Source organism: Paraclostridium dentum, assembly GCF_012922555.1.
GTDB lineage: Bacteria > Bacillota > Clostridia > Peptostreptococcales > Peptostreptococcaceae > Paraclostridium > Paraclostridium dentum.
In genome coordinates this window covers 557,257-572,512 of sequence record NZ_WIPK01000001.1, presented here as the reverse complement: position 1 = coordinate 572,512, position 15,256 = coordinate 557,257, and the positions used below count along the sequence as shown (strand labels likewise).

The following is a 15,256-nucleotide window of genomic DNA, read 5'->3' as shown; positions in this document are numbered from 1 at the left end:
AAGAAGATGATTTTATGGATATGAACTTTTTAAAAGTCATTCAAAGTAGCACAAAAAGATTACACGATATGGCTGAAAATACAGGGTTCATAAAAAGATTAATTGATGGAGATGCTAATGTTGAAACATACGGAGAGTACATCTATAATCTTTATTTTATTTACAAAGCAATAGAGGAGAATCTTGAAAAGCATAAAGACGATGAAGTCTTAAAAGAATTTATAACTCCTGAAGTATTTAGAGCTAATGCTTTACTTGATGACTCTAAGTTCTTATTAGGATATAAGATTGATTCAATAGAAATTTGCGATTCAACAAGGGTTTTCGTTGATAGATTAGATGAAATATCTCAAACAAATCCTAAATTGTTAGTTGCTCATGCTTATACACGATATTTAGCAGATTTATTTGGTGGTAGAACTATCTTTAAAATAATAAAAGAAAACTACTCTATAGAAAATGAAGGTCTTAATTATTATATGTTCGACCATATAAAAGATTTAAAAGCTTTTGTGATGGAATATCATCAAAAACTTGATTTAATAAATTTAAGTGATGAAGAGAAAGCTAAATTCTTAAATGAAATTTCGCTTTCATATGTTTTTAACATAAGTATATCTAATGAATTAGATTACGTGAAGTTTGATAAGTAAAATTTAGTTTCCCCCTATTCGACGTACATTATTTTAAACTTTACACTGAAATAAAAAAGGAATAACTTCTTAGTTATTCCTTTTTTATTATTTTGCCAGGTATCCCAACCACTGTACTATTTGGTGGAACATCTTTTAATACAACTGCATTTGCACCTACTTTAGAATTTTCACCTATAGTTATTGGCCCTAAAACTTTAGCTCCTGCTCCTATTACTACATTATCCCCTACAGTTGGATGTCTTTTACCGCTGTCTTTTCCTGTTCCTCCTAATGTGGTTCCATGATATATAGTAACTCTGTTTCCAACCTCTGCAGTTTCCCCTATTACAACTCCCATACCATGGTCAATTAAAATTCCACTTCCTATAGTTGCACCTGGGTGTATCTCTATTCCCGTTATAAATCTATTTACTTGCGATATAAATCTTGCTATAAAGAACATTTTATATTTATAAAAGTAATGTGCAATTCTGTGACCAATCAAAGCATGAACTGATGGATAAAGTAAAAAAACTTCTATCTTAGATCTTGCAGCTGGGTCATTTTCAATTATATACTCTATGTCAGCATTTATTTTTTTTAGCATTCTATCCTCCAATTATATCCATAGATAGATACTTCTCAATTCCATCAGGAGATATTGTTACAATGTTTTTTCCTTTAAACTTCTTAGCTATCTCCATACTTGCATATACATTTGCTCCAGATGAAATCCCTACTAGTATTCCTTCCTTTTCTCCCAGTAACTTGATAGTGTTTATAGCGTCTTCATCCTTTACAGTTACTATTTCATCTACAATACTCATATCTAAATTTTTAGGTATAAAGTTAGCTCCTATTCCTTGTATCTTATGGGGCCCACTATGTCCTTTAGATATTAAAGGAGAACTTTCTGGCTCAACTCCAATAATTTTTATGTCTTTGTTTAATTCTTTTAAATATTTTCCAACTCCACTTATTGTTCCACCTGTTCCTATACCACATACAAATATATCTATATTTTTAATATCTTCATATATTTCTATTGCAGTTGTAGCATAGTGTTTCTTAGGATTACTTTTATTTTCAAATTGCTTCAAAGATTTATAACTTCCATTTGAACTTATTAATTCACTTGCTTTATCCATAGAGGCTTGCATTCCACCTTCACCTGTCAGTATTATATCTGCTCCATATGCTTTCATCAAATCTCTACGCTCTTTGCTCATAGAACTAGGCATAACTATAATAATCTTAAGCCCCTTTAGCTTTCCAATCATAGATAAAGCAATTCCCGTATTTCCACTTGTTGCTTCTACTATAGTATCTCCTTTTTTTATATCTCCGCTTTCCATAAGGTCTTCAATCATCCCAAGAACAGCTCTATCCTTTATACTTCCACCTATATTGTATTTTTCTAACTTTAAAAATATATTATTTTCACTTTGAATATTATTTAGCTTAACTATTGGAGTTTTTCCTATAAGATCTAAAACATTATTATATAACATATATTACCCCTCCTATTTTTTTAATTATATGTATAAGTACCTATAAATGTTTATAAATTTTTATACATACAAAATTCAGTTTTTAAATTAGTTTTTCTAATTTTACTAAATTTGTTATTTGCTTTCAATAAATATAGCTTAATTCTATATTTATTGTTATATTAATAGTTTTAGTCTATACAATTTTATTTATATTTAAATAAAAAAAGTGTAACCATCTAATTCTTAATCGTTAGATAACTACACTTTTCTTATTTTAGTCATTGATCTCTATATCTCCATATTGATTATCTTTATCTGCTTTTGTGTCTTTTACTTTTATTTGTTCATGACTAAACTCTTTTATATCTCCAGTTTTTGCATCTACTGTTATTTCATATTTTGTATCCGCTTTTGTAAGTATACCTTCATACTCAGCATTTTTTCCATCTTTGTCTAAGTTAAATTTTTGAACTGTAGCTTTAGGAACCTTGTTAATCATTATATCCATAGCTTTATCTTCACTTATTAGCTTATCTGAAGTTTTTCCATTATTTTGATCTTTAAGTACTTCTTGTTCAAAGTTTATTATTTTGCCAGTTTCAGCATCTACATCCACTTGGTATTTCATAGTATCCTTAACTATTTCTGATTCATACTTTGGTGAATTATTTTCATTATCATAAGAAAACTCTAATATCTTACCATCTGGTACTTTTTCTAAAATAATATTTTTTGCTTGGTCTTTTGTTAGATATTCTGCTTTGTCATCTTTTACTAGGGAATAACTTACTCCAACCCCACATATAACAACTAATCCTAATGCTATAATAATTGCTTTGTTAATTTTCATATCTATCCCTCCTGAATAATTATTAAAATTTCAACATTAATATATATACCATCTTTTTACATATTCAAACATATCTCACAGTTTCAAATTTATAAAATTAACAATATTGTTAAGTTACTTCTATGTTATATATACCAATTCGAATACCAGTAACGAAGATTTACTAAAACAAATAAAAAAGTGTAGTCTTTTTATATTATTTTGACTACACTTTTTTATTTATTTTCGACTCAAAACATTCCTTACTCTATTTACTTCTTCTGATACATTTTCAAAGCTATATTCTAGCGACAGTATAGGATTTATTTTAGTTTCTTCTATTATGTTTTTAAAATAAATTAGTTGTTCATAACTTGGTTTACTATGAGAATCATTTTTTCCGTCATTAAAGTGTAAATGTATATAAGTTATAAAATCTTTTGCAGAAACTATCCATTCTTCTAAAGATTTTTTAGAGTATGCTAAAATATGACCTGTATCTAAACATATTCTAAGTTTAGGAGAGTTTACTGATTCAACAATATATAAAATCTCTTCAGGATTTTCATCATACTCATTTTCTAATAAAATAGTCACATCTATATCATCAATTTCGTTCATAAAATCTTGCCAAAATTTTATTTGATTGTCTAACTTAAGTTTTCTTATTTTCTCTACACTTAATAAAGGGTTTAGTTGACTATGAAAAATTACGTATTTAGCACCTATTTCCTTGGCAATTTCAACTGATTGCATGTATCTATATTTAGTTAACTCAATAACTTTTTTATCCGTACTCCCTGGGTTTAAATCAAATGAAGATCCATGTAATGATATTACATTGCTAAAGTTTTTTAATTTATTCTTACAATCACTTATTATTGTACTATAATCCTCATCCAAAATATTTTGAGGAAAACTCTGAATTTCTACTCCAATTCCTAAATTGTTAATTTCATCTATATTGCTTTTATTTATATCTCCAATAAGTTTTACTAACTTAATATCCTTCATCATTACACCACCTTTGTTTTAAATTTTTTATCACAACAATAACTTATTTTTAATAATTATATATAGTAACTAGATTACCCTTTTTTCTATTGATTAAATCTATTTAAGTCTATACAATTATATTAAAAAAATTAAGGAGGTATATATTTGAAAAAACTTTTTATTGGAATCTTAACTCTATTTATAATAGTTTTAGTTAACCACCTAATAAGCAATTCTTTAAAAGTATCTTTTCTTGACATGTCTTTAATAATAGGAGTTTTATTCACAACAATTATAGGATTTTTTTCAACAGAGGATAACATCTATAATAGGTTTTTAGACTATTGGACCGCAATATCAATTGATAAAGAAACAACTCGTAATTATGGTCTTAAGTTCTTTAAAAGCACTCCTTTTTTTGTATCTCTTGCTTACACATTAGTTGCATTTATTTTAAGTATATATACTTATTGGGATTACTTTTTCACAGCTTAAAAATAAAGCTTATAAGTTACTTAAATTTAATTATGTCAACTAATTTCATCTACAATCTTAATTCATATACTAATTCATAAAACTGTTACAAATATTAATTTAGTAGGTTTATATAAAAGGGGTAAATCAAATAATAAAAGAATCTATCGTTATTTATGATATAAACTATTTAACAACTATAAAATCAGTTAGCTACTTAAAATAAATTGTCATCAAATATTATTAACATAAATATAGTAAAAAATGATTTATTTTAATTATAAAAGAGGTTATATCTATGATGTAGTGACGTTTCAAGCATCATAGATATAACCCCTTCATGTTAATTTAAATAACTATTTTTTAAGTTTAGCTAATGCCTCTGCAAAAGGATTATTGAAACTTTCTTCTTGTTTATTTTGATTCTTTAAATATTTATTAACATCTCTTTTAGATGCTTTGTTATTTTCTTCTTTCTTTCTCTTATTAAAAGTACTTAGTTTTTCACGATGTCCACAGCTACAAACAAAAGTCTTCCCTTCCCCTTCGCCTCTAAGTTCAAGTTTTTTATGGCAAACAGGACATCTCGCATTGGTAGTTGTAGAAACCATCTTTCTAGTGTTGCAATCTCTATCTTGGCAAACTAGCATCTTTCCTCTTTTTCCATTAACTTCAAGCATATACTTTCCACATTCAGGACACTTATTTTTAGTTAAGTTATCATGTTTAAATTTAGCATCACTACTTTTTATATCTTTTACAATATCTTTAGTGTAGTCTTTCATTTCATTTACAAATACATCTTTCTTTAACTTACCACATGATATTTCATTAAGCTTCTTCTCCCAAGAAGATGTAAGCTCTGCCGATTTTAACTCGCTAGGAACTAACTCTAATAATTGCTTTCCTTTAGATGTTATAAAAATGTCTTTTCCTCTTTTTTCAACCAAGAAGGAATTAAAAATCTTTTCTATTATATCTGCACGAGTTGCAACTGTTCCGAGACCTTCTTTTTCCATTTGAGCTAATAAACTAGCTTCATTTAATGGTTTTGGAGGTTGTGTTTTGCCACTAGTTAAACTACATTTAACTACCTTTATAACATCATCTTTATTTAAGTTTGGAAGATTTTGATCATTGTCATCATCTTCATCTATATTAGTATAGTTTTCTTTCCATCCTAATTTAATAATTTTTTTACCTTTAGCTACAAAAGTTTCACCTTCTATATTAGCCTTTATAGTTGTTTGTTCATATTCAAAAGGATCACTTAAAACACTTAAAAATCTTTTTACTACTAAATCGTAAATTTTTCTTTCTCTATCACTTAAATCGCTTAAGAATACTCTCTCCTCAGTAGGTATTATCGCATGGTGATCTGTTACTTTAGAATTATCTACAAATGATTTATTAGTTTTTATTTTGTCTTTTAATATTTTAGTACAAACTTTTGCATAGTCACTTACACTCACAGCTCTAACTCTATCCTTTAAAGTGTCTACTATATCAGTACTAATGTATTTGGAATCTGTTCTAGGATATGTAAGAACTTTATGGTGTTCATATAGTTTTTGCATTATAGATAAAGTCTCTTTTGCAGAAAAATTAAATATTTTATTTGCATCTCTTTGTAATTCTGTTAAGTCATATAGTCCTGGTGAATATTTCTTTTTATAAGTTTTATTAACTTCTAATATATCAGCATTTTTATTTTCTATCTTAGTTAATATATTTTCTACTTTTTCTTTATTAAAGCTATTTTGGCTATTATTCTTAGAATCTACCCAGTTTAAAGCAAACATAGGTGCTTGCAATTTAATACCATAGAATTCTTTTGGTTTAAATTTTTGAATTTCCTCTTCTCTTTTGTAAACCATATTTACAGTAGGAGTTTGAACTCTACCACAAGAAAGTTGTGCATTATGCTTCGTTGTAAGTGCTCTTGTAGCATTTATTCCAACTAACCAATCAGCTTCTGCTCTAGCAACTGCTGAGCGATATAAGTTTTCGTATTCTTTTCCATCCTTTAATTTTGAAAATCCTTCTTTTATAGCTTTATCTGTGCTAGATGATATCCATAAACGCTTTGTAGGCTTTTTAACTTGTGCTTTTTCTATTATCCATCTTGCTACAAGTTCTCCTTCTCTACCCGCATCTGTAGCTATTACAATCGATTCAATATCATTTCTATTTAGTTGAGCTTTCACTGTGTTGAATTGTTTAGATGTCTTTTTTATAACTACCGTCTTTAAATATTTAGGTAATATAGGCAAATCATTTATGTCCCAATTTTTATATTTATTTGAGTAACTTTCAGTTTCAGCAAGTGTTACTAAATGGCCCAGAGCCCATGTTACTACATAATTACTACCTTCTATATATCCATTTTTTTCATTTTTACAATTTAATACTCTAGCTAAATCTCTTCCTACAGAAGGTTTTTCTGCTAGTACTAGTGTTTTTCCCATTATATCTTTTTCCTTTCATTAATGCTTTAGTATATAATAACATAGTTTCCTAATATATGTTAAATATATAAGGGAGTTTGAAATTTACATTTATACAACTCCCTTATATATTTAATGTATTACCACTGTAGTAGTATCTAATATATTATTATATATCCATTTAGCATTTTCGGTATCTAGTCTTATACAACCATGGCTCAAAGCTTTCCCTAACCTTCCATCTATTATATAACTTCCTGTAGAATCATACAGTACTGAATGATAATAGTATCCGTCTTTTATACGTGTTGCATATTTAACTCTATACTCATCAGTCCCAAAATACGGCTTTCTTCCATCTATATAAAAAATTCCGGTTATAGTTGGAGTGCTAGGTTTTCCAACAGTACATTTCCATTTAAACAACTGTACCCAAGAGTTATTATCTTTTTTAAAAATATAGGTATACTTATTTTTCAAATCAGTTACTAATAAATTGTTTGTAGGGCTCTTTATATTGTTTTGATTTACAAATTTAGTCATGTCACTATAAAAATATTTATAATCTAATACATCATGTTTATTCCCATCATCGGATAAAAAGTAATTAAATACATACCCTTCTATGTCATTATATATTATATTGCTCCAGTCTCCTATATTTTCTATAACTTCTACTCTAGATTCTTTTGGTATCGCAATTATTATATTTGATTGAGTATTCGGTTCTTTTCTAAGGTTTAAGTTACTCCATGTATATTTAGTAATTGATAATAAATCATTGTGTATATATCCTATATTTGATTCATATCTTACTTTACTCCATTCATCATAAGCTTCAATAAGTTCAACCTTAGAACCTTTAGAAATAACAGTAATAATATCAGAACTAGTTGAGGGATCTTTTCTTAAGTTTGAGTTTTTGAGAGTATACTTATGTTGTGGAAGCATATTTATTTTTATAAAATTCTTATCTATATTCAATAATACACACATCCTTATTATATAACTTATATAATTTTATGTACTTATTTATATATAGGTGAATAGTCACGTAAAAATTTCCTTGGTTTAAATATAAAAAAGCTATCCTAATAAATTTCAAAATTTTATTAAGATAGCTTTTATTCTTTATTTATTTGACATATATTCTTTCCAGTCCCCCGATTTTATAGAAATTAATACATCATCTTTATTAATTTCAGCATCTTTATTGTACTCATAAAAATATGCCTTTTCTATGCTTCCATCTGGAAGAGTAACATCTACTTCACGCCTATTATATTCATTGTTAAATCCATCTAACTGGTAATTCTCCATATCATCTAGTTCTTTTAACGTTGCTTCAAAATCATTAAGTTCCATTAATTCCCCTAGAATCTTTTTATTACCTTTTACAACTGCTGGGTAGCCTTTGTTGCCTAAATGATATAAGTTACCATTTATATATCCTTTCTTAGAACTTTTTACTTTTCCATTTAAATATATATTGTAATTAAACATATCGCTTCTTAAACTACCATATACAAATATCTTTTTTACTAACATATTTCTCCACCTATTGCTCTTATATCTTCATTATATATAGTACATGCTTCTATTGCTAATTCAAGCCCAGTGACAATTTCATCTAAACTCATATAAGGCATGTTTTTCTTATCTATAACTTGTCCTGTCATATATGGTATATGAATAAATCCACCTTTTATATTCGGATATTTTTTATCTATCAAATATAGTATCCCATACATTACATGATTACAAACAAAAGTTCCTGCAGTGTTTGAAACCGATGCTGGTATCCCATTTTCATTCATATGTTTTACCATACCTTTTATTGGTAGATTAGAGAAGTATGCCGGCTGTCCATCAATTTGTATAGTTTCATCAACAACTTGATTACCTTCATTATCTTTTATTCTAAAATCATCTAAGTTTATAGCTACTCTTTCTGGAGTTATATCAAATCTTCCTCCTGCTTGCCCAACTGATATTACTATATCTGGATTGTGCTTATCTATTGCCTGTTCTATAGCTTCAACTGATTTTGTTCTAACTGTAGGTATAGTCAACTTTATAACCTCAGCTCCATTTATTTCATCTTTTATTCTTTTAACAGCTTCTTCAGCTGGATTTATAGGCTCTCCTCCAAATGGATCAAATCCTGTTATTAATATTTTCATTCCACTTTCCTCCTTTAAAATTTTACTAAATAATTAAAATGCAAATGTGTACATTACAAATATGTGTATAGCTAATAATACAATAGCAACTGGTGCCTGATATTTAATTACACTGTATTGATCTTTAGCTTCTAGTAATGCTGCTGGTACTATATTAAAGTTTGCAGCCATAGGCGTAAGTAAAGTTCCACAATACCCTGCTGTTAATGCTAAAGCTCCAACTATGGCTGGATCTGCACCTTGTGATAATACAAAAGGTATCCCTATACCTGCTGTTATAACTGAAAATGCTGCAAATGCATTACCCATTATCATAGTGAAAATTGCCATTCCTAAAACATAAGCTACTACTCCAAAAAATCTACTATCCGCTGGAACCACTCCTGATATCATATTAGATATTACATCTCCAACTCCTGCATTTGTAAATAAAACTCCAAGTGCAACAAGTAATTGAGGTAGCATACTAGTAGGTCCCATTTGTTGAAGTAATCTTGCTCCATCTTCAACTGCTTCTTTAGGTTTTGCTCTTGTGATTATAAATGCACTTATAAGTGCTACTATTGCTCCAGCTCCTATTGCAAATTGTGATGAGCTAGCATATGAAGAAAGTGACATAGCTACCGCAACTGCTGCAAATGCTAATATAAGTGAAGGTAAAAATATTTTACTCTTTATTTTTTCTGATTTAGCTTGACTAAACTCTTCAGTTGCAACTTCGTATTTCGCAAACACAACTTGCTTAGTAAGAGTTAATAAACTTAATAATACTAATATTCCTCCAATAAATGTTGCTGGTAGTACTTTTCCAAATATAAACGGTAAACTAAGTAATACCCAAAAAGCAAATGTTCCATATTTTTTATTATTATCAATTGTTTTAAGTGATTTAACACCAATGACTAGCATTAAAATTCCCATTAAAACATAAAACGATTCTAGTCCTATATTTATAAAGTTTTGCACTTATGAATCCTCCCCTATTTGTTATATTTTCTGTTTAATTTTTTATCAAATAAATAGTTTTGTAATGCAGAAATTAAAAATGCTATTACAGCCATTATTATACTAGCCTTAGCTATATCTAGTTCGCTTACTGCATATCCAAATCCAGTTAAAGTCGATGCTATTAATAATACCCCTGAACTCCCAGAGAATAAATTTTGACCATAAAAGTTTCCATAGTTTTCACTAGCTGCTGATAAAGCCTTTATAGCTTCTTCATCTTTTACATCTACATTTTTATACTTACTCTTTGCTGCGGCTTGTGCCATAGGCTCAACTAAAGGTCTAACAAATTGAGGATGTCCACTTATTCTTATTGAAAGTGCACCAGCTATTTGCCTTATTATCATATATATAGAAAATACACCTCCTGTAGTTAACTTTCCAAGCTTTTGTATTAAATAAACAGCCCTTTGCTTTAATCCGTATCTTTCTAGTATTCCTATTACTGGCAGAGTCATTATAAATAATGATACCGCTCTATTGTCTACAAACGATTGCCCCAATGTATTTAGAATATCCATAATATCCATTCCTGCCACTAATCCAGTCGCAATCCCCGCAACTAATACTGTAAATAAAGTTTCTACTTTAAATACAAATCCTAAAATGACAACTAAAATACCTATTAATTTTATCATGCTTTACTTCCTTTCTTTACTCCTTAACTTTATAATGTTATTTCAAATTATATTTAAAATGAGATTTATTGTCAATCAATTTTTATATTTTTTTAAATTTTTTGATAATTTAGTTTAATTTCTTACCTTTCCCATTTAATCTAACATTAATTATATTTTTATGGTAAAAAATCCTTTTTTATTTTATAAAGTTCAATAAATTTTGAATATAATTTTATTTTTATATTCAATTTAAGATTTATTATAAAAAATTATCTTATTTTGATCTTTAAGCATGCAAGTTTTATTTTATTAAATAAAAAAGCTTATAAACTTTGTTTTTAAACAAAATTTATAAGCTTTAATTTTTATAGTTCTTCCTCTAATTCCTTTATCTTCTTATCAAGTTCTTTTATTCTAGCTTTTAATTCATAACACTTATTATCTACCTTCATGGCTGAAGTATAGTTCATTTCATTGCTATGATATTTCCTCCATAATTCTTCATATTTATTATGATGTTTATTAAATTCTTTCTCTAAACACTCTCTTTCACTTTTTAGTTCACTTATTTGTTCTTGTACTTTCTTTTTGTTGGTTTTAAAAAAATCGAAAAAAAACATATCCATATTTCCCTTCTATCTATAATTAAGTTTATAACATTTTAACATTATGTTACCTTTTATTTACTCCATTTACATTATATTATTAATACATATAATATTATACCTGTTTATTATACTATATTACAATAAATTTAATTATATATATACCCTTTTGGATAATTCTTCTAAACATTTATTTCTTTATATTTAACATAAGTTCCATCTATAAATATAATTCCTTCCTCAGTTATTTTTGCTAAATTGATAAAACTTTCTATAAAAGAATATAATCCATCTATTATCAAATAAATCAGTGCTAAATACATAGCTCTATTATAATATGAGTCTCCATAAAAAATATTTACCGTATAATTATTATCTTCTACTTATTAGGTTGAACAATGTATTATTACATACATAAAATAATTTTACATACAATTCCAAGGTTATTCAATTTTATCATCTCCAAATATTCCCTTAGCTTTTATTATATCAATAATTCCTTAATTATTCCTTAACAATATTGTCATTTATTTTTATTTAAATTAGGGTATATTAATAAATATTAAAATATAAAGGATGTGTTTTTATGATTATAAATATTAGTAATCCAGCTAAAAAAGAACTAAATAATATTTTTGAATCTTATAATTTAGATGCTAAGTATCTAAGAGTATATATAAAAGAAGTAAGTGCATGATATGGTCCTATTTTTAGCGTAGCTCTGGATGAGCCTACAGAAAATGATTCAGTCTTTGAATGTGATGATTTTAAAATTATTATAAACAATGATTTGTGTAATAAAATAAATGTAATTAACATTTTTTATAAATCAGCTTTATCTAGTGATATATTTAGAGTTTCTACAGATTTATTATGGAAAGAAGAATATTATGAAGCTCCATGGGCTAAACCATGGTAATATAATTTTAGGTCTAAATTTTACATAAAATGTGTAATTTATTTTTTTATGGGAATATATTATTATATATTAAGCTTTAATAAATTAGTAAATTTTATTGAAAAGGAGTTTTTTAGTATGAAAAAAGTATCTTTATTTATAGTAGTTAATGCTATATCTTTATATATAGTATCATTATTAATGAGTAGTGTTTCTATAACATCTTTTAGCTCTTTACTTATACTAACAGTCATTTTTGGTGTTTTAAACTTAACAATTAAGCCTTTACTTCAGTTATTCTCATTACCTATAACATTTTTAACATTAGGTTTATTCTCATTAGTGATAAATGCGGTTGTTTTAAAACTAGCTTTTAGTATAGTTCCTGGAGTACACTTATACGGATTTGTTAGTGCTATAGGTGCTTCTATATTATTATCTATTGCAAATACAATTATATATAATGTACTTGATTAATAGAATAAATTCATTATAAAAAAGAGTTATCTCTAAATTGAGATAACTCTTTTTTATTAAGCATTAACTTCTTTATATTCTTTTTTCTTTTCTCGTCTAATTGATTTATCATTTATCTCATCTATTACTACAGCTATTGCATTATCTCCTGATACGTTAGCCGCAGTACCAAAACTATCTTGAGTTATGTAAAGTGCTATCATTAAACTTGCAAGGCCTCCATCTGATGGTATTCCTACCATAGGTAAAAACGGAAGTGCACTCATTATAGCCCCACCTGGTGCACCTGGTGCTGCAACCATGGCAACTCCTAACATAAGTAAGTATGGTAATATTACCGCTAAACTATAATTCATTTGATTCATCATTAAAACAGCTACTGTGAATGATGTTACAGAAATTATACTTCCAGCTAAGTGAATAGTTGCACAAAGAGGTACAACAAACTCTCTTATTTGTTTAGATACTCCATTTTTTTCAGCACACTCTACGTTTACTGGTATAGTAGCTGCTGATGACTGAGTTCCAACTGCTGTTAGATATCCTGGTATTTGATTTTTAAGTAATTGTATTGGATTCTTTTTAGTATATGTTCCAGCAAGAGTAAATTGGAAGCATATGTATATGATATGAAGTGGTATTACGATTAAATATACCTTACCAAATATTTTTAGTATATCCCATACTTGTCCTGCAAAAGTTATATTAGCAAAAGTTCCTGCTATATAAAGAGGTAGTAACGGTATTATTATTTTCGCTAAAGTAGATTTTATTATTTCTTGGAAATCCATAGCAATGTTGAATAATCCTTCTCCTCTTCCACGACCTCTAAGCGCTGAAATTCCAAGTCCCATCATGAATGCGAAAACTATCGCAGCTGTTACATCTAACATTGGCTCTAGTGGTATAGTAAATATTGGTGAAAGCATACCTGCGTTTGGATCTCCTATAGCTCCAGCTGAACTAGCGTTTATAAAAGAAGGGAAAATAGTTATTGCAACTGTATATGCAAGCAATCCAGCTATTATTGTAGAACAATATGCTATACCAGTTGTTATTCCTAATAACTTTCCTGCTCCTGATGTTAAGTCAGCTATCCCAGCTGTAACAAAACCTAAAATTATAAATGGTATTACAAACTGTAAAAATGAAGCAAATAAACCACTTATAGTAACTAAAATCTCGATTACTCCCTTAGGAGCATAACTACCTATAATGATACCAAGTATTATTGCTATTATTAGTTTCGGTACCAGTCCTATTTTTTTCTTTGCTTTTGTCAAAATAATTCCTCCCCTTATGAATAAATTTTATGATAAAAACATTTTCCCCTTTGACTAAAATGGTATACATTTAGACACAAAAAGTCAAGTTACTTGTAAAAAGTAATATTTTTGCGAAATTTCTGTAAAATAAAAAGCATGCCGTTTCTACGGTATGCTTTTTATAATAATATTAAGCTGCATATTCTTTATTTTTTCTTTTAATTTTCTTACTTTTTCGATCCATATTATGATGAGTTATCATTGTAAATATTCCACTTCCTATTAGTACTGCATAGTATACAAATCCTCCATATAAGAAAATTGCATACCCCATAAGAGGTTGTGGGAACACGCTTTTAAATATTGCAAAGAATGCTAATTCACTTGCTCCTGCGTTACCCGGAGTTGGAATAGGTGATATAGCCATATATAAGAATGCTTGTAATGTAAGCATATATATATATGTATATCCGCTTAAATTAAATGCTTTATATATCCAAAATGATATACTAAAGTATACACTTAACTGAACTACAGTTATCAAGAGCGTTAGCACAAGCGCTTTTCTATTCTTTATAAATAAATTAACAGACTTACTATATTCATCTGCAAAACTCTCTACTTTCTCAACTTTGCCTTCTAAAAATTTAAATAATTTAAATTTAACTAAAAGATTGATAATACGTTTAGATACTTTCTTAATTAATTCAGGATTATATATAATCATCATAGAAACGATTAATGTAAATGCATTTATTGCAATCCCTATTAATATCAAAGGCATTACGCCTCTTAATTCCTTTAATATAGCTGTATTTAAAAGAACTAGAACAGAACAATATACTGTAACTACAACTTGATATATTATAGATTTATTCATTATAACTGCAGTTGCCTTACTAGCTGGCATCTTACATTTATTTAATACATATATTTGCATAGGCTGACTTCCTGATGCAAATGGCGTTATTAAATTATAATAAAACCCCATAGTTGCTAATTTAAAACCTATAAATCTTGTCTGAACTTTATGAATGCTATCTATTACTATTTTTAAAACTACACCCTCTAATAACATGTGTGTAATCACTGCACATATTCCCAAAAATATAAATTTTTTATCTACCATATCTACAACTTCATTAAGCATATCTATGTCTAAAGTTCTATAAACTAAGTAACTTGTCATTCCTAATATAAATACCAAAAAGCCATATTGTAATATATTTTTATTTAATGTCTTTTTCTTTTTCATAGGAAACCTCCATCCCCTTTAATTTGACACTACCTATTATACAATACATTTAGTTTTTATGGTATGAATTA

The 15,256-nt window shown here is 27.6% G+C and carries 18 protein-coding genes; 4 read left to right on the top strand and 14 right to left on the bottom strand.

The window, feature by feature from the left end; genetic code table 11:
• Positions 1-14 precede the first annotated feature (14 nt).
• Positions 15-653 (top strand): biliverdin-producing heme oxygenase, encoded by a 639-nt coding sequence (locus GFJ41_RS02670; RefSeq protein ID WP_021430813.1) that lies wholly within the window; start codon positions 15-17, stop codon positions 651-653.
• A gap of 73 nt (positions 654-726) precedes the next feature.
• Here GFJ41_RS02670 and epsC read toward each other — a convergent pair whose 3' ends face one another.
• From epsC to GFJ41_RS02650, 4 genes are all read right to left on the bottom strand, one after another.
• Positions 727-1,242, bottom strand: coding sequence for a serine O-acetyltransferase EpsC (epsC, locus tag GFJ41_RS02665; RefSeq protein ID WP_035116507.1), 516 nt, complete (start codon positions 1,240-1,242; stop codon positions 727-729).
• Between the two features lies 1 nt (position 1,243).
• Positions 1,244-2,146 (bottom strand): cysteine synthase A, encoded by a 903-nt coding sequence (gene cysK / locus GFJ41_RS02660; RefSeq protein ID WP_035116508.1) that lies wholly within the window; start codon positions 2,144-2,146, stop codon positions 1,244-1,246.
• A gap of 256 nt (positions 2,147-2,402) precedes the next feature.
• Positions 2,403-2,978 (bottom strand): PepSY domain-containing protein, encoded by a 576-nt coding sequence (locus tag GFJ41_RS02655; RefSeq protein ID WP_035116509.1) that lies wholly within the window; start codon positions 2,976-2,978, stop codon positions 2,403-2,405.
• A gap of 219 nt (positions 2,979-3,197) precedes the next feature.
• Positions 3,198-3,971 (bottom strand): sugar phosphate isomerase/epimerase family protein, encoded by a 774-nt coding sequence (locus GFJ41_RS02650; RefSeq protein ID WP_035116510.1) that lies wholly within the window; start codon positions 3,969-3,971, stop codon positions 3,198-3,200.
• Positions 3,972-4,118: 147 nt separating this feature from the next.
• Here GFJ41_RS02650 and GFJ41_RS02645 point away from each other — a divergent pair, with 147 nt between their 5' ends.
• Entirely contained in the window at positions 4,119-4,448 is a 330-nt protein-coding gene (locus GFJ41_RS02645; protein ID WP_021430808.1) for a hypothetical protein, read from the top strand.
• Positions 4,449-4,783: 335 nt separating this feature from the next.
• On the opposite strand, the gene GFJ41_RS02640 is transcribed toward GFJ41_RS02645, so the two are convergent.
• The 8 genes from GFJ41_RS02640 to GFJ41_RS02605 form a co-directional block, all read right to left on the bottom strand.
• Positions 4,784-6,895, bottom strand: a complete 2,112-nt coding sequence (locus GFJ41_RS02640; protein ID WP_035116511.1) for a DNA topoisomerase III — start codon at positions 6,893-6,895, stop codon at positions 4,784-4,786.
• A 111-nt stretch (positions 6,896-7,006) separates the two neighbouring features.
• Positions 7,007-7,858 carry a L,D-transpeptidase family protein gene (locus tag GFJ41_RS02635; protein WP_332841109.1) on the bottom strand — a complete coding sequence of 284 codons (852 nt, stop codon included), beginning with the start codon at positions 7,856-7,858 and terminating at the stop codon, positions 7,007-7,009.
• Positions 7,859-8,005: 147 nt separating this feature from the next.
• The gene (locus GFJ41_RS02630) at positions 8,006-8,422 is read right to left on the bottom strand and encodes a gamma-glutamylcyclotransferase family protein (protein ID WP_035116512.1); all 417 of its coding nucleotides are present in this window, start codon (positions 8,420-8,422) and stop codon (positions 8,006-8,008) included.
• A complete protein-coding gene (pcp, locus tag GFJ41_RS02625; protein ID WP_035116513.1) occupies positions 8,416-9,057 on the bottom strand; it encodes a pyroglutamyl-peptidase I in 642 nt (213 codons plus the stop codon). The genes GFJ41_RS02630 and pcp overlap by 7 nt, the downstream gene beginning before the upstream one ends.
• A gap of 33 nt (positions 9,058-9,090) precedes the next feature.
• Positions 9,091-10,023, bottom strand: coding sequence for a DUF979 domain-containing protein (locus GFJ41_RS02620; RefSeq protein ID WP_021430803.1), 933 nt, complete (start codon positions 10,021-10,023; stop codon positions 9,091-9,093).
• Positions 10,024-10,037: 14 nt separating this feature from the next.
• A complete protein-coding gene (locus GFJ41_RS02615) occupies positions 10,038-10,703 on the bottom strand; it encodes a DUF969 domain-containing protein (RefSeq protein WP_053832311.1) in 666 nt (221 codons plus the stop codon).
• Between the two features lie 347 nt (positions 10,704-11,050).
• The gene (locus GFJ41_RS02610; protein ID WP_021428990.1) at positions 11,051-11,311 is read right to left on the bottom strand and encodes a hypothetical protein; all 261 of its coding nucleotides are present in this window, start codon (positions 11,309-11,311) and stop codon (positions 11,051-11,053) included.
• 161 nt (positions 11,312-11,472) lie between these two features.
• Positions 11,473-11,613, bottom strand: coding sequence for a hypothetical protein (locus GFJ41_RS02605; protein WP_170074527.1), 141 nt, complete (start codon positions 11,611-11,613; stop codon positions 11,473-11,475).
• A gap of 467 nt (positions 11,614-12,080) precedes the next feature.
• Between GFJ41_RS02605 and GFJ41_RS18820 the strand changes: the two genes are divergently transcribed.
• On the top strand, positions 12,081-12,209 hold the full coding sequence (locus GFJ41_RS18820) for a hypothetical protein (RefSeq protein WP_021429136.1): 129 nt from the start codon (positions 12,081-12,083) through the stop codon (positions 12,207-12,209).
• A gap of 117 nt (positions 12,210-12,326) precedes the next feature.
• Positions 12,327-12,665, top strand: a complete 339-nt coding sequence (locus GFJ41_RS02600; protein ID WP_025161297.1) for a phage holin family protein — start codon at positions 12,327-12,329, stop codon at positions 12,663-12,665.
• 56 nt (positions 12,666-12,721) lie between these two features.
• Here the strand turns inward: GFJ41_RS02600 and GFJ41_RS02595 are convergent, their stop codons facing one another.
• Both GFJ41_RS02595 and GFJ41_RS02590 read right to left on the bottom strand, forming a co-directional pair.
• A complete protein-coding gene (locus tag GFJ41_RS02595; protein ID WP_170074526.1) occupies positions 12,722-13,948 on the bottom strand; it encodes a dicarboxylate/amino acid:cation symporter in 1,227 nt (408 codons plus the stop codon).
• A 172-nt stretch (positions 13,949-14,120) separates the two neighbouring features.
• Positions 14,121-15,185, bottom strand: coding sequence for a lysylphosphatidylglycerol synthase transmembrane domain-containing protein (locus GFJ41_RS02590; protein WP_170074525.1), 1,065 nt, complete (start codon positions 15,183-15,185; stop codon positions 14,121-14,123).
• Between the last annotated feature and the right edge of the window lie 71 nt (positions 15,186-15,256).